Source organism: Limnochorda sp. (assembly GCF_047459355.1).
Taxonomy (GTDB): domain Bacteria; phylum Bacillota; class Limnochordia; order Limnochordales; family Limnochordaceae; genus Limnochorda.
Genome location: NZ_VSCV01000023.1, coordinates 15,300 through 34,301 on the forward strand (window position 1 = coordinate 15,300; position 19,002 = coordinate 34,301).

The following is a 19,002-nucleotide window of genomic DNA, read 5'->3' on the forward strand; positions in this document are numbered from 1 at the left end:
AGCCTCCCTGGGCAAGAGTCTGCCCACCGGGAGCGGACTCTAGGCCTGCTCCCCATCACGCCGGCCCGAGCGGGGAGACGGTTACCTCCTGGCGGAGCCGTGCGAAGGTCTCAGGCTGGATGAGGCCGCCGCCGAAGGTGGTCACGTCGGTGGAGCCGGCGGCGATGGCCCGGGCCAGCAGCTCGGGCCAGCCCAGGTTTTCGTACAGCCCCGCGCTCAGCGCGGCCACCATGCTGTCTCCCGCGCCGATGGGGTCGACCACCGGCACCTGGGGGGCGCGGCCCCGCCACACGCCTTGGGGGGTGACGGCCAGGGCGCCCGCCGCGCCCAGGGAGACCACCACCTGGCCCACCCCCCGCCGGAGCAGGTCCTGGGCCAGGGCGACCAGGCGGTCCAGATTCCCGGGATCGGCGCCGTCGGCTGCCACTTCGGGCTCGAGGGAGGCGGGATCGGCCGCCCCGTCGAGGGCGGCCAAGGTCTCCAGCTCGCTCCGGTTGGGCTTGATCAGGTGGGGGCGAGCCTCCACCGCCAGGCGGAGGGGCTCGCCGCTCGCATCGACGATGGTGATGGCGCCGGCCCGGCGGGCCCGCTCCACCACCTGGGCATGGAAGGCGTCGGGCAGGGCGGGGGGGAGGCTGCCGCTGCAGACCACCACCCGGGCCTTGGGGATCCAGGCATCCAGAACCCGGTCCAGCTTGGCCCGCTGCTCTGGGGTGAGGCTCAGGTCGCCCTCTCCGTTGATCACCGTGGCGTCGCCCGAGTGGCTGTCGACGATGAGGGTGCAGGTCCGGGAGAGGCCGCCCACCTCCACCAGGGTGGCGGGAATCCCTTCGTCGGCCAGGTTCTCCCGGATGAAGCGCCCCGCCCATCCGGCGACCAGACCCACCAGATGGACGGGAGCGCCCAAGGCGCGGAGGGCTCGGGCCACATTGGCCCCCTTGCCCCCGGCCACGGCCAGGCTCCGTCCGGTCCGGAAGATCCGCCCCGTTTGGAAGCCGGGCACATCCACGGTGTGGTCGATGGCCAGGTTGGGGCCGACGACGAGGATCATGGTCGGGCCTCCTTTGGAAAGGTCACCTTCCCCAGGGTGACGGGCGGGGCCAGGCCCAAGCCGGGACGGGCCTGCAGGCTCATGCCCGGCCGGCCAGGCGGGCCAGGAGCGCCTCAAGGTCGAGGCGGGTGAAGTCGCTGATCACGTCGTGGGCGCCCTTGGCCTTCAAGACCTCAGCCGGCTCGCTGGTGGCCAGGCCCACGCAGTAGGCACCCGCGCGGATGGCCGCCTCCACGCCCGCCGGGCTGTCCTCGAAGACGACGCACTGGGCCGGCGGGACGCCCAACCGGCGGGCCGCCTCCAGGAAGATGGTGGGATCGGGCTTGGCCAGGGGCACATCGTGGCCGCTGACCAGGACTTGGAACAGGGGCCGCACGCCCAGCTGCTCGGTGATGAGCTCCGCATTCTCCCGGGGCCCGGAGGTGGCGACGGCCAAGGGCACCTGCCGCTCGGCCAGGGCCCGGATCGTCTCCACCACGCCCGGCACCGGCGGAACCTGGGCGGCCAAGTGCTCCCGGTAGAAGGCTTCCTTCTCGGCCGCGATGCGGAGCCGTTCCTCGTAACTCCACCGGCCCGGATAGAGCTCTTCGAGAAACTCATCGTTCCGCCGGCCATTGATGTACTTGGCGTAGGTGGCCTCGTCAATCTCGATGCCGTACTGCTTGCCGAAAGCCTTCCAGGCCTGGAAGTGGGCCGGGTTGCTGTCGACCAGAACCCCGTCCATGTCGAAGATCGCTGCAGGCATGGCGTCCCCTCCGTTTGAAACCTGGCCCCATTCTACCCGGAGGGCCCCACCCCGTAAAGGCGGGCGGGCTGGTGCCCCCGGGGCAGGAGGGGCGTTCGGCGCCCACGAAGGCATCCAGAGACTGGATGGGCCCGCAAGGCCCTGCGGGGGAGAGCCTGTGCAGATTCTTTGTGCCGGAGATTTCCATATCGGACGGCGCCCGACCCGCCTGCCGCCCGAGGCGGGCGTCGGGTTGAGCGCGGCCCAGGCATGGCAGGATCTGGTCGCCCTGGCTTTGGAGCGCTCGGTGGATCTGGTGGTCTTGACGGGGGATGTGGTGGACCGGGACAACCGGTACTTCGAGGCCTTCGGCCCCCTGGAGGCGGGGCTGGACGCGCTGGCCCGGGCCCGCATCCCCGTCGCGGCCGTGGCGGGCAACCACGACTACGACGTCCTTCCCCGCCTGGCCGAGAGTTTCCCGGGGAACTTCCACCTCATCGGGGCGGGGGGCCGCTGGGAGCGGGTCACCCTGGCCACGAAGGGCGGGACGGTCCACCTGGACGGCTGGTCCTTCCCCAGGGAGCATGTCACGTCCGATCCCTTGGCGGCGTACGCGCTCGCGCCGCCGAGGGAGGGCCTCTGGCTGGGGCTTCTCCACGGTGATCTGGACCAGCCGGGCAGCCACTACGCGCCCCTCACCATGGAAGGGCTCCGGCAGGCCGGCCCCGTGGCGTGGCTTTTGGGCCACATCCACAGCCCCCGGCTCATCTCCGCCGGGGCGGGCGCGGACCTCCTCTATCCCGGCTCGCCCCTGGCCCTGAGCCCCAAGGAACCGGGGCCTCATGGCCCGTGGCTCTTGGAGGTGGGGGGCGACGGACGCCTCCGCTTTGAGCACCTGCCCCGCTCCAGGGTCCGCTACGAAGTGGTCGAGGTGGATCTGACCGGTGTGGAGACCGAAGAGGCGATCCGCCCCCGGGTGGCGGAGGCGGTCCGGGAGCGGCTGGAGGGGGTGCTCGTGGAGGCGGGGGAGCACCTCCAGCACCTCCTCTGCCGGATCCGGGCAACGGGCCGGACCCGGCTGCACCGGCGGGTGGCCCGGGCCATCGAGCCGGCCGTGGAGGATCTCGCCATCCGGCGGGGCCAGGCGGTGGCGACGGTGGAGTCGGTGGTGGTGGATACCCGGCCCGTGTGGGACTTGGCGGGGCTGGCCGCGGGAAGCGGGCCGCCGGCGGTGCTGGCCCGGCTCCTCCTCATCCTCCAGGAGGGGGAGGCGTCCCCCCAGCGAGCGGAGCTCCTCACCGAGGCCCGCACGGTGTTGAAGGGGCTGGCCGGCCGGCCGCCCTACGGGCTCCTCGATCGGGATCCGGCGGCCGAGGTGGCGCCCGATGATGAGGCGCTGGCCCGGCTGGTGGAGCGGCAGGGCTGGCTCCTGTTGGACGAGCTCCTGGCCCAGGGCGGAGGGGGTGAGCCCTTTGCGGCGGGTGAAGCCTGAAGGGTCCCAAGAGCGTTCCCAAGAGGTTGTCCGAGGGGTGTTCCCCGAGGCGGTCGCCCCACGGGCCGAGGGCGGGGCAGACGGTGGGGCGCGGCCCCAGTTCGCCTTGGAGCGGCTGGAGATCCGCCGGATGCCCGGCTTCCGCCGGCAGGGCTTCACCCTCGATGGGCTCTCGGAAGGGATCAACGTGATCTACGGGCCCAACGGGGCGGGGAAGACCACGACGGCCCGGGCCATCGAGGCGCTCCTTTGGCCCAACGAGGCCTTCCAGCCCGGGGATGCCCTCTTTGGCCGGTTCCGGCTGGGGAACGAGCGGTGGACGGTGGAGCTGGAGGACACCCGCCAGGTGTGGCAGCGGCACGGCCGGCCGGCGGAGCGGCCCTCGTTCCCCGGGGAGCTGGCCCGGCACCGGTACCGCCTCTCCCTGACCGAGCTCCTCCACGTGGATGACGCTGCCTTCGCCGGGCAGATCGTGCGGGAGTCGGCGGGCGGGTACGACGTGGCCGAAGCCGCCCAGCGGCTGGGCTTTGGGCAGCGTCCCGGGGGCCACCAGAAGGCGGGCAAGGCGCTGGAAGCCGCCCGCCAGAAAGTGGAGCGGGCCCAGCGAGAGCAGGAGCAGCTCCAGCAGGCGGAGCAGCGCCTGGCCGCCTTGGAGGCGGGCGCGGCCGAGGCGGCGGCCGCCGCTGAGGAGGCCCACCGGCTGGACCGCTGGATCGAGCTGGCCGAAAGCCGGGCCGTGGAGGCCGAACGGCGCCGGGCGCTAGACGCCTTCCCCCCGTGGATGGAGGCCCTAACGGGCGATGAGATCCATCGCCTCGCCCGCCTGGAGGCGGCCCAGCGGGAGGCCGAGGCTGACCGGCAGGCGGCGGAGCGGGCCCGGCAGCAGGCGGTGGAACTCCGGGAGGCCCAGGGGTTGCCCGAAGGGGGGCTCTCCCTGGAGGAACTGCACCAGCTCCGGGAGCGCCACCAGAGCCTGGAGGAGCGGGAGCGGGAGTGCCGGGAGCTCCAGCGGCAGCTGGCTCAGGCCGAGGAGGCCCTAGAGACGGAAAGCCGCCGGCTGGGGGGCGAGGTGGAGGTGGGGCGGCTGGCCACGCTGAACCGGGAAGCCCTCCAAACCCTGCACCAGGCGGCGGCGGAAGGCCAGGCTCTGGAAGAGGAGCGGCGGAGCCTGGAGGCCCAACGGGCCCGGTTCGCGAGGGCCGGCGAGGGGCCCGGCGACGAAGGGCCCGACGAACGCCGCCTCTGGCAGGGGATGGACCTCCTGAGCCGCTGGCTCCGGACGCCCGACACCACCCAGCACGCCCAGCACCGGCGGCAAGCCCTCGGGGTGGCCCTGGTCGGGGTTGCGGCGACCCTGGCGGGGCTGGTCTTGGGCGGTGGCGCCCTGCTTGTTGGGTTGGTGGCGGCCGGGGCGGGGCTGGCCCTGGCCTGGGGTGTGGCCCGCTGGCTCTTCGCCGCCCCGGAGGATCTCCGGGGGACGTTGGTGGCTCAGTACCGGGCGCTGGGCCTGCCTGAGCCCGCCGGCTGGAGCCCGGACGGGGTGGCCGGGCTCCTCGCGGACCTCCTGGAGGACCTGGCCCGGGCCAAGGAAGAGGCCTACCGGCAGGCCCGGCACCAGGAGCTCTCCCGCCAGCTGGCTGAGGTGGAGTCCCGTCTGGAGGGCTGGCGGCAGGGGTGGGAGGCTCTCCTGGCCGAGCTGGGGCTGGCCACCAGCCTGCCGGCCGCCGACGGTGTCTGGCTGGCCGAGCGGATCGCGGCCTGGCAGTCGGCCCAGGGCCGGGTGGAGGAGGTGCGGGCGGCCCTCCTGGACGCGGAGGCCGAACGGGACCGGGTGATGGCCCAGCAGGCGGCGGCGCTGGCCCCCTACGGGTACGCGGCCTTGGAAACCCGGGAGGCCCTGGCCGGGGCCTTGGCCGGGCTGGAGGCCCGGCGGGAGCGCTGGGAAAAGGCCCGGCAGGCCGAGCGGGAGGCCCTCCAGCAGGCCCGGGCCAAGGAGGCGGAGGTGCGCCGCCTCCGCCAGGAACGGCAGGAGCTCTTCCAGCGCCTGGGTTTGGACGGGGACGATCCGGCGGCCGAGGCGGCTCTGCGGCAGGCGGTGGCCGACCTGGAGCGGTACCGGGCGCTGCAGAAGGCGTGGGAGGAAGCTTCGTGGCGGCTGGAGCGGGCACGAGAAGAGCTGGCCGCCCTGGGCCTCGATCCGGACAGCCTCCCCGAGCGGAGCTTGGAGGAACTCCGCCTGGCGCAGCAGGTGGCCCGACGCCAGGCCGATGAGGAGCAGCACCTCCGGGAGGAGATGGTCCGCATCCAGGAGCGGATCCGGCAGGCCAAGGCGGCCCACGACCTGGAAGAGGCCTTGGCCGAGGAGGATGCGGCCCGGGAGCAGGTGCTCGACCTCTTCCGGAAGGAGGCGGCCACGACCCTGGGGGCGTGGCTGGCCGGGCTGGTGCAGGCCCACAGCCGGGAGAGCGAGCGGCCCCAGGTCTTCCACCGGGCCAGGGAGCTCCTCCACACGGTGACCAAGGGCCGATACACTTTGGAGCTGGAGGAGGGGGACCCGCCCGCTTTTCGGGCCTTGGAGACGGCCACGGGCGAGGGCCGCGCGCTGGATGAGCTCTCCAGCGGCACCCGGGTGCAGCTCCTCCTGGCGGTGCGGGTGGCCTTTGTGGAGACCCAGGAGCAGGGCGCCCGGCTCCCGCTCATCTTCGATGAGGTGCTGGCCAACAGCGATGACGAGCGGGCCCAGGCGGTGATGGAGGCGGTGGTCGCCCTCGCCCGCCAGGGGCGGCAGATTTTCTACTTCACCGCGCAGTTGGATGAGGTGGCCAAGTGGCAGGCGGTGCTGGAGGGGGCGGGGGTTCCCTTCCGCCTGCTCGATCTGGAGGGCCTCAAGCGGGAGGAGGCGGCCACCTTGCGGCCGCTGCCGGCGCCGGGGCCCAGCCGCCCCGAGCCGCCGCCTCCAGAAGGGCTGAGTTACGCCGAGTACGGCCGGCGGCTCCGGGTCCCGGGCCTTTCGCCCCATCACGATGCTCCGGGCCAGGTCCACCTCTGGCACCTCCTGGATGACGGGGAGGATCTGTACCGTCTCCTGAGCCTGGGCCTGGAGCGCTGGGGCCAGCTTCAAGCCCTGGGGGAGGCTGGGCTGGAGGCGATGCTGCCCGGCCGGGGCCGGCGGCTGCACCAGAAGGCCCAGGCCGCGGCCCGGGTGCTTGCCGCGGTGGTGGAGGCCTGGCGGGTCGGCCGGGGCCGGCCCGTGGACCGGGGGGTCTTGGCGGCTTCCGGAGCGGTGAGCGAACGGTTCCTGGACGGGGCGAGTCGACTGGCCCAGCGGGTGGGAGGCGACGCCCGGCGGCTGGTGGAGGCGTTGGCCGCCGGCGAGCTCCGCCACTTCCGGCAGGACAAGCTGGAGCAGCTCCGGAGCTTCCTCCGGGACGAGGGCTACCTGGATGAGCGGGAGCCCTTGGCGCCGGAGCGCCTCTCCAGCTATGCCCTGGTCGCGGCCGCGCCCGCCTTGGGATCAGGGCTCTTGACCCGGGAGCACGTGGACCGGCTGGTGGCGGCGGTGGTGGGGGCGGAAGGGTGAGCGCGCCGCCCCTGCGGAGTCTGGACCAGGAGCAGGCGGTCAGCAGGCGCACCCGGGGTGGTGGAGCACCAGGGGCCCTCGCCGCCTCTCTGGGCCGTCTCGGACCGGGATCGTTACCGAACCGGCCAGCGAGCGATGCTCCCCGGCGAGCTGGGACCAACCGGGGACAGACGGGGCCAGCCCCCTTGAGTTGCCGGGACCTGGGGGAGACCCTATACTAGAGGCGGCAAGGGGAAGCCGGGTGCAAGCCCTTTTGACGCTCGACTCCGTGCCGGGAACGTTATCACAGCAAGGACTGGAGGCTGGCCGGTGCAGCCCTCGAAGGCGCGTACCCGCCGGGTGACCCTGCGCGATGTCGCTCGGGCGGCGGGAGTTTCGATCAACACGGCGTCCCGGGCCCTCAATGGGAAGCCCGACGTGAGCGAGGCGACTCGGGCCCGGGTGCAAGCGGTGGCGGCCCAGCTCGACTACCGGCCCAACCAGGTGGCCCGGGGGCTTCGCCAGCAGAAGACCGCCACCTTAGGGGTGGTGGTGGCCGATCTGGCCAACCCCTTTTTCGCGGAGGTCGCGGAAGGCATTGAACGGACGGCCGCGACGGAGGGGTACAGCATCATTCTGGCCAACTCTGAGGAGAACCAGCACCGGGAGGAGCAGGCCGTCCGGACCCTGGTGGAGCGCCAGGTGGACGGGATCCTCATCACCCCCACCCAGCAGTCGGAGGCGACCGTCCGCTACCTGATGCAACGACACGTGCCCTTCGTGCTGGTGGCCCGCTACTTCGAGGGGCTGGATGTGCCGGCGGTGGTCAACGATGACCGGGAAGGCGCCCGTCTGGGGGTGGAGCACCTGATCATCCAGGGGCACCGGGAGATCCTCTTCCTGAACGGCCCGCCCTACAACTCCAGTGCCAAGCTCCGCCTGCGGGGGTACCAGGACGCCCTGGAAGCGGCGGGCATCCCCTTCCGCCCGTCCCTGGTGATCAATACCGATGCCCGCTCGTCGGGGGGCTACGCGGCGATCCAGCAGGCCCTGGCGTCCGGGGTCCGCTTCACCGCCGTCGCCTGCTTCAGTGACTACGTGAGCTTTGGCGCCATCCGGGCCTTGCGGCAAGCCAAGCTCCGGATCCCTGAGGACGTGGCCGTGATCGGCTATGACGATATCGACCTGGCTGCTATTGTGGAGCCTGCCCTCACCACGGTCCACATTGCCAAGACCCGGCTCGGTCAGGTCGCGGCCCACATGTTGCTGGGCATGATCGGCAGCTCCTCGACAGACCAGCCCCAGGTGGGCTTAACCGTGCTCCCGCCCCAGCTGGTGATCCGCGAGTCCTCCTGAGCCCATCTGCAGAGCCGCTTCCCGTGTGAGCCAACGATCTCGCCTTGACGCCACCCCGCGCCCATGGCGCTCCAGGGCACCTGCCGCCCTGGGCGCCCCGCGGCGACCAAGTTCATGGCACCTTGACAGACTGTTGTCAGGGTCCAGAATGTCCAATAACGACAGGCGGGCCGCGAGTCGCGCCCGTCCGGCGGCTGGCCCCGCCAGAAAACCAGGACGCGGAGGGAGTGGTGCGGGTATGGCGCAGACCAGGGCGGTGGATCGCCTGCGGCAGGCGGTGCTGACGGTGCTCGATGAGGCTCTGCTTGGCCCCCAGGGAGAGTACGCGTGGTTCCTCGACAGGGGCCCCCAGTCGGGGGTGCTTCCCCTGTTGGACAGCATCTCGGCGGAGATGGCCTCGACGCCTCCAAAGCCTGGACGGGCGACCCTCGCGGCCCACGCGGATCACCTGCGGTACTGCCTGGAGCTGGCCAACCGGGCGCTTCGGGGGGACCAGGAGGCGTACACCACCGCTGACTGGACCCAGAGCTGGACTATCCGCTCGGTGGACGAGGCGCGGTGGAACGAGATCAAGGCGGGCTTGAGGCGGGCCTACGAAGCCGTCCGGGAGGTGCTCGCCGCCGACGACACCTGGCTGGACGACGACGTGACCCTCACCGGGATGCTGGGCCATCTTGCCCACACGGGGTACCACTTGGGGGCGATCCGTCAAATCGCCCTGGATGCCAGGGGGTGAGCCGGGCCCGGTCACCTCGGGCCAGGCCCGCCGCGAGGCGGTGCCACCTCGCCGGTGCCAGCCTCCCTGGTGGCGGGTGATCCAAGGGTCAACACCGGGGCGCCTCGGGGCGGGAACTCGCCCGAGACGCCCCGGTGGCGCGCCGGGGATCGGTAACGTTGCGGGGATCGCGGACGTCTGGAAGCGTCAAGAGCCCGTCCGGGCGTCGAAGAAGAAGCTCGTGCCGGCTCACCGGGGGAGAAGGACCGCAGGGAGTCGTGATTCCGGGAGGCGCTCAGCGCGCTCCGGGAAATCCCGCACAATCCCGTTTCCATGCTTCTTATTGGCCCCAAAGGATGGGCTGAACCCACCGGTCTGGCGAGGGGCCTTATCGCGAGAGACATGCATCTTTGAATACAATAGTTCCCCGAGCAGGACAAAGGTGGGGCAATACCGAACAGATGGAATGCGGCGTGTCGGTAACGTTGAGGGCCGCGGAGAGAGCGGGATGCCTCGCCCTTTCCGGCTCGACGGTGAGGCGGAGGGGGAGGCTTGCTCTCCGCTGGAGACCGCACGTGGATGTTGGAACGGCACATGACGTCGGTTGGCCGCAAGGGCAGCGATGCCCTCGGGGAGTTGGTACGCCCGACGCTTGAGCTGGCTGCCCGGGCGTTGGGCTGGAAAGGGAACTCAACGTGAGTAGGGAGGTTACCATGGTGCGGAAGCGTGCTCTCTATGGCGTGCTGACGACCGTGCTGGCCGCCACGCTCCTCTTCGCTGGCTGGACGCCTGGAGTTTCCGCCCAGGAGAAGACGACCTACGACTTCGTCATCATCACCCACAGCGCGACCATCCCCTTCTGGGTTCCGCTGGTGAAAGGGGCCCAGGATGCGGCTCGCGCCATCTCCCTGGCCGAGGGTGTGGAGATCCGCGTCCGGCACATGGGTCCCCACCTGTTCAACGTTGAGGAACAGGTGAGCATCATGGAGAACGCGATCCAGTCGGGTGTGGACGGCATCATCGCCACCCTGCCTGACCTGAACGCGTTCGACGCGCCCGTGGCCAACGCCATTCGCCAGGGGATTCCCGTCATCGCCACCAACGTGGATGACACCTCCGGCGACAACGCGCGGTTGGCGTACGTGGGCCAGCGGGACTTTGAGGCCGGGCAAGTGCTGGGGCGGAAGATTGTGGAGCTCGTCGGCACCTCCGGCAAGATCGCCATCGGCATGGAGGACCTGGGCCACCTGTCCCTGCAGGACCGGCTGAAGGGTGTCAGGGACATCCTGGACCAGACCGACATCCAGTACGACATCCTCCACACCACGGCGGACCTGACCGTGGCGGTGTCGACCTTCGAGAGCTGGCTCCTGGCCAATCCGGACGCCAAGGGCATCTTCAGCGTCGACCAGACGGGCACGTCGGCGCAGGGGACGGCCATCCGCAACCTGGGCCTCAAGGGCCAGATCGTGTCCGGCGGTTGGGACCTGGCGCCCGCGACGCTGCAGAACATCATTGACGGCTACACCCACTTCACCATCGACCAGACCCCGTACCTGCAGGGCTACTACCCGGTCGTGGGTCTCTACCTCTACCTCAAGTACGGCATTGCCCCCTCGAACGTGGACACCGGGGCCACCGTCGTGGATGCGAGCAACGTCCACGATGTGATCGCCCTGTCTGAGGCGGGCTACCGGTAAGCGGGCTGGCGGGCCGGGCCGGGTGACCCGGCCTGGCCCGCCCTGTCGATGGATGGGGGGCAAGAGCCATGGCTGCAATCCTGGAACTCCGCGGTGTCTCGAAACGCTTCGGAGGCGTGCAGGCCCTAGACGACGTGAGCTTCTCCGTCGAGGAGGGGCACATCCATGGGTTGGTCGGCGAGAACGGTGCCGGCAAATCCACCCTCATCAAGATCCTGGACGGTGTCTACACCAAGGACAAGGGTGAAGTCATCTTCCAGGGCAAGCCGTGGGCACCCACATCGCCTGCGGAGGCCCACCAGGCTGGCATCGCCGTCGTCCACCAGGAGATTCCCCTCTGTCCCAATCTAACCGTCGCGCAGAACGTCTTCCTCGGCCACCCCATCTGCAAGCCAGGAGGGCGGGTCGATCTCCCGGCGATGGAGGCCCGTACCACGGAGCTCCTCGAGCGGATCGGGCAGACGGGCCTCGACCCGCGGCGGTTGGTGGGGGAGTTGAGCGTCGCCGAGCAGCAGCTGACGTGCATCGTCCAGGCCCTCTCCCGGGAGTGCCGCTTGCTCATTCTGGACGAGCCGACGGCGGCCCTCACGCCGGGTGAAGTGGAAACCCTCTTCCAGGTCCTTCGCACCCTGCAGCGGGAGGGCACCACCATCATCTTTGTCAGCCACATTTTGAGCGAAGTCATGGAGCTGACCGATGCGGTGACGGTGCTCCGCAACGGCAGGCATGTGGCCACCCGACCCACGTCAGAGCTCACCACCGCCGATGTGGTCCGGATGATGGTCGGCGAGATTGCGGTCGATGAGCGGGCGGCGAGCAACCGGGCGCCCCAGTCCGAAGTGATCCTGGACGTGCGGCACTTGGGCCAGGCGACCACGGGGTTGAAGGACATCTCCTTCCAGCTCCACCGCCAGGAGATTCTGGGCTTGGCCGGCATTCAAGGAGCCGGTCGGACGGAGCTGGCCCAGTGCCTGTTCGGCGTCCACCCGGCGACGGAGGGCGAGATCCGCCTGAAGGGCCAGCCGGTTCGGATCACATCACCCCGGCAGGCCATCGAGCTGGGGATTGGTTACCTCACCGAAGACCGGCGGAACCTGGGCCTCTTCTGGGAGATGGACGTAGAAGACAACTTGATCTCGGTGATCATCGACCGGATCACCGGGGCTCTGGGGCGGATCGACCGCCAGGCAGCCCGGGAGCGGGGCGAGCAGGCGGTCCAGGCCCTGAACATCCGGGCGGCGGGTCTGGATCAGGGGATTCGCTATCTGAGCGGCGGGAACCAGCAGAAGGTGCTCCTCTCACGCTGGCTCAACGCGGAGCCGTCGGTGTTGATCCTGGATGAACCGACTCGGGGCATCGACGTGGGCTCCAAGGCTGAGATTCGCCGGCTCATTCGCCGGTTGGTGGCCCAGGGGCTGTCGGTCATCCTCATCTCTTCGGATCTCGACGAGCTGCTGGCCTTGGCGGATCGAGTGCTGGTCATGACCCGCAAGCGCGTGGTCGGAACCCTCACCGCTGAGGAGGCGACCCGAGAGCGCGTCCTGGCCTTGGCGACATCCAAGTGAGCGGCGGCTGACCGACCGGAGGAGCAGAGGTTTTCGAGGGAGAGGATCGAGATGGGAACGCAAACTGGCACACGCCGGGCGGGGCAGCTCCCCGGCTTGCTGCAGAAGCGGGAGGCCGGGGTTCTGCTGGCCCTGGTGCTTCTGGTCGTCTTCTTCAGCCTGGCCACCCCGACCTTCTTCACCAGCCTGAACTTGCTGAACGTCATGCGCCAGGTCTCGGTGGTGGGGATCATCACCCTGGCCATGACCATCTTGATCATCAGCCAGGAGTTCGACCTGTCCGTCGGCTCCATGTACGCCGTGATCGGGATTCTGGTCGCGACCCTGTTCAACTCAGGCGTGAACATCTGGCTCGCCAGCCTGATCGGTCTCTTGGTCGCGGCGGCCATGGGTGTGCTGAACGGTCTCATGACCGTCAAGGCTCGGATCCCGTCGTTTATCGTCACCCTCGGTATGATGATGGTCTACCGGGGCGTCGCCTTGGTGCTATCGGGCGGCTCGCCCGCTTCGGTGCGGCTTCCTGAGACCTTCTACACCATCACGGGGGCGCCCCGGTTGTGGGGCCTCATCCCCGCGCCGGCCATCTGGTTCATCCTGGCGGGGGTGGCCGCCTACTACCTGCTCCACGTGACGAGCTTCGGGTACAAGGTCTTCGCCACCGGTGGCAACAAGGAGGCGGCCCGGTTGGCTGGGATCCCCACCGACCGGGTGAAGGTGATCGGCTTCATTCTGACCGGGGTCGCGGCGGGTCTGGCCGCCATCATCTCCTTGTCGTACCTGGGGACCGCCACGCCCACCCAGGGCCAGGGCTTTGAGATGCAGGCCATCGCCGGCGCGGTGATCGGCGGCGCCTCCCTCATGGGCGGCGTTGGCTCCATCATCGGCGGCTTCATGGGTGCGCTCATCATGGCGGTGGTGCGGAACGGCTTGGTCCTCATGGGCGTCAGCGCCTACCTGCAAGAGCTGGTCTTGGGCATCGTGGTCATCATTGCGGTGATCATCGGCCAGTACTCGACCCAGCGCCGCCGGTAAGGGGAGGGGACAGGCGTGGAGCAAAGCCGGTACACCATCGGGATCGACTTCGGGACCCTGTCGGGGCGCGCGGTGTTGGTGGACGTGGCCACGGGGGAAGAGGTGGCGACGGCCGTCTACGAGTACGCCAACGGTGTCATCGACCGGGAGTTGCCTGGGTTGGGCGTGCCGTTGCCGCCGGACACAGCCCTTCAGGACCCGGCGGACTACCTCCGTACCCTGGAGGTGACCATCCCCCAGGTCTTGCGGGAGAGCGGGGTGGCCCCCGAGCAGGTGATCGGCATCGGCATTGACTTTACCGCCTGCACCATGCTGCCTGTCAAGGCGGACGGCACCCCCCTCTGCTTCCTGGAGGAGTACCGGGCCAACCCCCACAGCTGGGTGAAGCTCTGGAAGCACCATTCGGCCCAGCCTTACGCCAACCGGCTGAACGCCATCGCCCGGGAACGGGGGGAGACCTTCCTGGGCCGCTACGGCGGGAAGATCTCCTCCGAGTGGTTCTTCCCCAAGGCCTGGCAGATCCTGGATGAGGCGCCGGCGATCTACGAGGCGGCCGACCGGCTCATCGAAGCCACCGACTGGGTGATCTGGCAGCTGACGGGCGTGGAGACCCGCAATGCGTGCACGGCTGGGTACAAGGCCATCTGGAGCAAGCGGGAGGGCTTTCCGAGCCGGGAGTTCTTTGCGGCGTTGGATCCCCGCCTGGCGGACATCGTCGATGAGAAGATGTCCCGCACTATCCTGCCCCAAGGGAGCCGGGCGGGGGGGCTCACCCCGGCCATGGCGGAGAAGTTGGGGCTCAAACCGGGCACGGCGGTGGCGGTGGGGAATGTGGACGCCCACGTGGCCGTGCCGGCCACGACAGTGGTCACCCCCAACAAGATGGTGATGGTGATGGGCACCTCCATTTGCCACCTGGTCCTGGGCGAGGCACAGGTGGAGGTGGAGGGCATGTGCGGGGTGGTGGAGGACGGGATCCTGCCCGGCTTCTACGGCTATGAGGCGGGGCAGTCGGCGGTGGGCGACATCTTCGGCTGGTATGTGGCGCAGGGGGTCCCTGCGAGCGCCACCGAGGAGGCCCGACGTCGGGGAATCAGCGTCCACCAGCTCCTGGAGGAGAAGGCGAGCCGCCTCCAGCCCGGGGAGAGTGGGCTCCTCGCCCTCGACTGGTGGAACGGAAACCGGTCGGTGCTGGTCGATGCGGACCTGACGGGGCTGATGGTGGGGCTGACCCTCTCGACGACGCCCGAGGAGATCTACCGGGCGCTCATCGAGGCGACCGCCTTCGGCACCCGGGTGATCATCGACGCGTTCGAGGCCCGGGGTTTGGCCATCGAGGAGCTCTACGCCTGCGGCGGCCTTCCGGAGCGGAACCAGCTCCTGATGCAGATCTACGCGGACGTGACGGGGCGGACCATCAAGGTGGCCCGGTCCAGCCAGGCGCCGGCCCTGGGCGCGGCCATGTTCGGCGCGGTGGCGGCGGGGCCGGAGGCCGGTGGGTACCGGACCATTACCGAGGCTGCCGAGCGGATGGCCGGGCTGAAGGACGTGGTCTATCGTCCCGACCGGGAGCGGCAGGCGGTCTACGAGGAGCTCTACCGGGAGTACGTCCAGCTGCACGACCACTTCGGCCGAGGCGCCAACGACGTGATGAAGCGGCTCAAGGCCATGCGCGCCCGGATTCGGGGCGGCGAGCCAGCCGCCTGCTGACCGAGGCCGGCTTGGTGCATCCAGTCGCCGGTGAACCTTGACCAACTGGGGGGAGAGGAAGATGAACCGTCGGACGACCTTGGGCGTCATCGTGGGCAACCGCGACTTTTTCCCGGCGCACCTGTGTGAGACGGGGCGTGCGGAGATCCTGAAGGCCCTGGAAGAGGAAGGGATCGACGCCGTCATTCTCGACCCGGAGGAGACCCGGGTCTTCGGGGCCGTGGAGAAGTGGTCCGACGCCAAGAAGTGCGCGGAAGTCTTCAAGGCCAACCGGGACCGGATCGACGGCATTCTGGTGACCCTGCCCAACTTTGGCGATGAACGGAGCGTGGCCGACGCCATTCGGCTCTCGGGGCTGAATGTCCCGGTCTTGGTCCACGCGTTTCCCGACGAAGTGAGCAAGATGTCGGTGGAGTTCCGTCGTGACAGCTTCTGCGGGAAGATGTCCGTCTGCAACAACCTGAGGCAGTACGGCATCCCCTTCTCCCTGACCACCAAGCACACCGTCAGCCCCGACGACCCCTCCTTCCGGGAGGACCTGCGCCGTTTCGCCGCCGTCTGCCGGGTCGTTCGCGGTGTCCGGGGTGTGCGGTTGGGTGCGGTGGGCACCCGGCCAGCCGCCTTCAACACCGTCCGCTACAGCGAGAAGATCCTGGAGGCGGCCGGCATTACGGTGGTCCCCATCGACCTGGGCGAGGTTCTGGGGTTGGTGGAGCAGGTGCCTGACAACGACCCCACCGTCCAGGAAAAGCTGGAGGCCATCAAGGCGTACATCCCCACCCAAGGGATTCCGTCCGAAGCCCTCACCAAGATGGCCCGCTTCGGTGTGGTGCTGGACCGGTGGATGGCGGAGAACGAGCTCACCGGGACGGCCATCCAGTGCTGGACCGCCTTGCAGCAGTTCTTCGGCGTGGTTCCCTGCACCCTCATGAGCATGATGAGCAACGGGTTCCTCCCTTCCGCGTGCGAGGTGGACGTGGCGGGTCTGGTGGGCATGTACGTCCTCCAGCTGGCCAGTGGGCGGCCGAGCGCCATTGTCGACTGGAACAACAACTACGGGGACGATCCCGACAAGGGCGTCATCTTCCACTGCAGCAACCTGCCCAAGGAGATCTTCGAAGAGGACGCCTCGATGGATTACCAGGCCATTATCGCGGGCACGGTGGGCAAGGAAAACACCTACGGGACCATCGTGGGCCGGATCAAGCCCGGTCCCTTCACCTACCTGCGGGTGGCCACCGACGATGTGGCGGGAGCGATCCGCACCTACGTCGGCGAGGGCGAGCTCACCCGAGATCCCCTCTCCACGTTCGGTGGGTATGGCGTGGTGAAGATCCCCAACTTCCAAGGATTGCTCCACCACATCTGCATGCACGGTTTCGAGCATCACGTTGCCATCAACATGGCGCTGGTGGCCGACGCGGTGCAGGAAGCGATGGAGCGGTACCTGGGGTGGGAAGTGTACCATCACCGGGGCTAAGCCCGCGGCTTAGACGGCAAGCCCAAGACGTGGCCATGGGAAGTCAGCAGGGGAGGCGCGGGGCGCCTCCCCTTCTTGTTGAACGCCATCGTGTGGCCCAGCTCATGGTCGGGACCCCGGCCCGCCGATCCCTGGCGCCATGGGTGGGGGCTTCAGCGACTCAAGCCTCCCCTGGGCGCCGGTCCGTCGCCACGTTCCCCGCCACCACCTGGCTCAGCTCTTCCAAGAGCCCCAGCTCGTTCAAGAGATGGAGGATGGTGAACCGGTTCCGCACCTCTTTGGCTGCCTGCAGGGTGATCTCCACCAGTTCGGGCGAGACGTCGATCTCGTAGGGATGCTGGGGAGCTCCGGCCCGGGCCAAGAAGGCCAAGGCAGTGTCGGGGCTGAGGCGGAAGGGCTGGACCGCCTGGGCTGCCGCCTCCAGGCCCTCAGCGGTCAAGGGACGGGGGCCATAGGCCTTGCTGCCCCACGAGCTTTGTTCTTTCAGGAGCCCGTCGGCCACCGGCCCGTACCAGGTGCGGATTTGGGTCTCGGTTCCGTGGGCCGACCCCTGGGCCCGGGCGGCGAGCTCCGCGAGCTGGTCCCGATGCCGGTCGAACAGCTCCTCGTAGAGGTGCTGGATGAGCACCGTCGCGATGCCTACCCGCTCGCCATGTCCGTACGGCTCCCGGCCCTCCCAGAGCGCGCGCATCTCCCAATAGTGGGCGACGTGATGCTCCGAGCCCGAGGCAGGACGGGAGGTGCCCACCATGAGCATCGCCAGGCCCACCCAGAGAAGCCCTTCCATCAAGACGGCCGGTGAACCGGGATCCTCGAGGATCGGCCGTGCCGCATCGGTGACCAGCTCTTCAGCCAGGGGGCAGTGGTACTCGCCGTTCAGGACCGCCGAAAGGCGCCAGTCCGCCAGAGCGGTGAGCTTGCCCAGCATCTCCGCGTACCCCGCGGCGATGAGTTCCCGGGGCGCACGGCTGTAGATGTCGGGGTCGGCGAAGATGGCCCTGGGCGGGGCGGCAGGAAAGGTTATGCGGACCCCGTCGACCAGCATGGCCGCCACCGAAGAGGTGTAACCATCCATGCTGGGAGCCGTGGGGACGGTGACGAAGAAGGTTCCTGTCCGATACGCCAGAAACCGCGCCAGATCCGAAACAGTTCCCGACCCGACCGCAATCAGCGGTAGCGCCTCAGGCTCCAGGTCGAACGCGAGCCGACCGAGAGCCTCTTTATCGGCATGGGGCATGGGTTCACCGGGGAGGATGGTCTTTTTCACGACCACCCCTGCCTCGCGGCAACTGGCCTCAGCTTGGGAGCCACCGGCGGCGAAGGTGCGCTCGTCGGCGATGAGCCAGACCCGCCGGTGACCTTTTCGGGCGAGGAAAGGGCCCACCTCCTGGACGCCGCCGGGATCGGTGACCAGGGCCTCGATGGGCACCTGGTGGCGCCGGCCGCATGGGCAATCCAACGTCCGGCCAGCCAAGTCCGCCGGCCGCGGCTCCTCGATGCCGGTCAAGCCTTCCACCAACCGCATGGAGATGGGCCCCTTTCTGTCGGTCTCTTTCAGCGCTGGCCGTACTTCTCCTTATAGGCGCGGTGCGCCCGGGCGACCTCCTCGTCGGGCAAGGGCTCAGGACGGCCCCGCAACATGGCCAGATGGACGGTCTTGGCCACATCCTCCACCATGACCGCGGCCTTCAAGGCCGCGTGGACATCGGGCCCGATGGCGAACACACCGTGGCTCTTCAACAGAACGGCGGGCGACGAGCCGATGTGTTCCACCACCGCCTTGCCGATGGCGTCCCCGCCTACAGGGGCGTAGGGTGCGCAGGGGATGGGGCCGCCAAACTCGTCGGCGATGGCGGTGAGGACCACGGGGATGGGCTCGCCCAAGGCGGCGAAGCTAGTGGCGTAGGGCGAGTGGGTGTGGATAATACCGCCCACGTCGGACCGGTGCCGGTAAATGTAGAGGTGGGTGGCCGTGTCGACCGACGGCCGGAGGTGCCCTTCGACCACGTTCCCGTCCAGGTCCACAATCACCAGATCTTCGGGCGTCATCTGGTCGTAGAGGACTCCACTTGGCTTGATGACCACGAGGCCCGTCTCAGGATCCCGGCCTGAGGCGTTGCCGCTGGTCATGGTGACCAGCCCTTCCTTGGGCAGGCGGATGTTCGCCTCCCAGACTGCCTGGCGCAGAGCCTCCAGCATGGTACCAACCCCTTCCTGACCTGTACTGGTTTCCGGGACGGGCGAAGGCTCTCCCCTTTGGTGCTCAAGCCTCGTCTTTCTTCTCCTTCGCCGGGGGAAAGGTCCGAACCTGTCTCAAGTCTTTGGGCTCTTGCCGGTTCAGCTTGTCCGGAGCTAGCGAACGAATATTCAGAAGGAACTGGCTACAATGCTGTGAATCCTACCAACAGTCGGCCAAGGGTGAGCCTGCACGGGAGGCGATGAGGATGGGCGGGCCCCGTTGCCGCCGGGGTATGCTGGGTGTCCTGGCTTGGGTGACGCTCCTAGGGGTGGCGCTTTTCTGGGGACGGTGGCCAGTGGAGGCAGCCACGCCACCCAACGTGCTGGTGATCGGCCTATCGGGTGATGTGGACAACCTGGACCCGGCCGTCACCATGACC

13 protein-coding genes are annotated in these 19,002 nt (G+C 69.2%); 9 read left to right on the top strand and 4 right to left on the bottom strand.

What is annotated here, in order from left to right:
• Positions 1-55 precede the first annotated feature (55 nt).
• Positions 56-1,051 carry a 1-phosphofructokinase family hexose kinase gene (locus FWJ67_RS08500; RefSeq protein WP_414482173.1) on the bottom strand — a complete coding sequence of 332 codons (996 nt, stop codon included), beginning with the start codon at positions 1,049-1,051 and terminating at the stop codon, positions 56-58.
• Between the two features lie 79 nt (positions 1,052-1,130).
• Complete coding sequence (locus FWJ67_RS08505; RefSeq protein WP_304173524.1) at positions 1,131-1,796, bottom strand: HAD family hydrolase; 666 nt, start codon at positions 1,794-1,796, stop codon at positions 1,131-1,133.
• A 157-nt stretch (positions 1,797-1,953) separates the two neighbouring features.
• Between FWJ67_RS08505 and FWJ67_RS08510 the strand changes: the two genes are divergently transcribed.
• The 9 genes from FWJ67_RS08510 to FWJ67_RS08550 all read left to right on the top strand — a co-directional run bounded on the left by FWJ67_RS08510 (position 1,954) and on the right by FWJ67_RS08550 (position 16,384).
• On the top strand, positions 1,954-3,267 hold the full coding sequence (locus FWJ67_RS08510) for a DNA repair exonuclease (protein WP_304173526.1): 1,314 nt from the start codon (positions 1,954-1,956) through the stop codon (positions 3,265-3,267).
• Positions 3,257-6,847 (top strand): AAA family ATPase, encoded by a 3,591-nt coding sequence (locus FWJ67_RS08515; protein ID WP_414482703.1) that lies wholly within the window; start codon positions 3,257-3,259, stop codon positions 6,845-6,847. The genes FWJ67_RS08510 and FWJ67_RS08515 overlap by 11 nt, the downstream gene beginning before the upstream one ends.
• Positions 6,848-7,156: 309 nt before the next feature.
• Positions 7,157-8,182 carry a LacI family DNA-binding transcriptional regulator gene (locus tag FWJ67_RS08520; protein ID WP_414482174.1) on the top strand — a complete coding sequence of 342 codons (1,026 nt, stop codon included), beginning with the start codon at positions 7,157-7,159 and terminating at the stop codon, positions 8,180-8,182.
• A 238-nt stretch (positions 8,183-8,420) separates the two neighbouring features.
• On the top strand, positions 8,421-8,918 hold the full coding sequence (locus FWJ67_RS08525) for a DinB family protein (protein ID WP_304173530.1): 498 nt from the start codon (positions 8,421-8,423) through the stop codon (positions 8,916-8,918).
• Between the two features lie 695 nt (positions 8,919-9,613).
• Positions 9,614-10,597 (top strand): substrate-binding domain-containing protein, encoded by a 984-nt coding sequence (locus FWJ67_RS08530; RefSeq protein WP_414482427.1) that lies wholly within the window; start codon positions 9,614-9,616, stop codon positions 10,595-10,597.
• A gap of 68 nt (positions 10,598-10,665) precedes the next feature.
• The gene (locus tag FWJ67_RS08535) at positions 10,666-12,162 is read left to right on the top strand and encodes a sugar ABC transporter ATP-binding protein (protein ID WP_304173534.1); all 1,497 of its coding nucleotides are present in this window, start codon (positions 10,666-10,668) and stop codon (positions 12,160-12,162) included.
• Between the two features lie 51 nt (positions 12,163-12,213).
• A complete protein-coding gene (locus FWJ67_RS08540) occupies positions 12,214-13,194 on the top strand; it encodes an ABC transporter permease (RefSeq protein ID WP_304173536.1) in 981 nt (326 codons plus the stop codon).
• Between the two features lie 15 nt (positions 13,195-13,209).
• Entirely contained in the window at positions 13,210-14,904 is a 1,695-nt protein-coding gene (locus FWJ67_RS08545) for a ribulokinase (RefSeq protein ID WP_304173538.1), read from the top strand.
• A 61-nt stretch (positions 14,905-14,965) separates the two neighbouring features.
• Positions 14,966-16,384 (top strand): L-fucose/L-arabinose isomerase family protein, encoded by a 1,419-nt coding sequence (locus tag FWJ67_RS08550; RefSeq protein WP_414482701.1) that lies wholly within the window; start codon positions 14,966-14,968, stop codon positions 16,382-16,384.
• Between the two features lie 160 nt (positions 16,385-16,544).
• Here the strand turns inward: FWJ67_RS08550 and FWJ67_RS08555 are convergent, their stop codons facing one another.
• On the bottom strand, positions 16,545-17,909 hold the full coding sequence (locus FWJ67_RS08555) for a sn-glycerol-1-phosphate dehydrogenase (RefSeq protein ID WP_414482702.1): 1,365 nt from the start codon (positions 17,907-17,909) through the stop codon (positions 16,545-16,547).
• Positions 17,910-17,938: 29 nt separating this feature from the next.
• Entirely contained in the window at positions 17,939-18,583 is a 645-nt protein-coding gene (locus FWJ67_RS08560; RefSeq protein WP_304174091.1) for an L-ribulose-5-phosphate 4-epimerase, read from the bottom strand.
• Positions 18,584-19,002 lie beyond the last annotated feature (419 nt).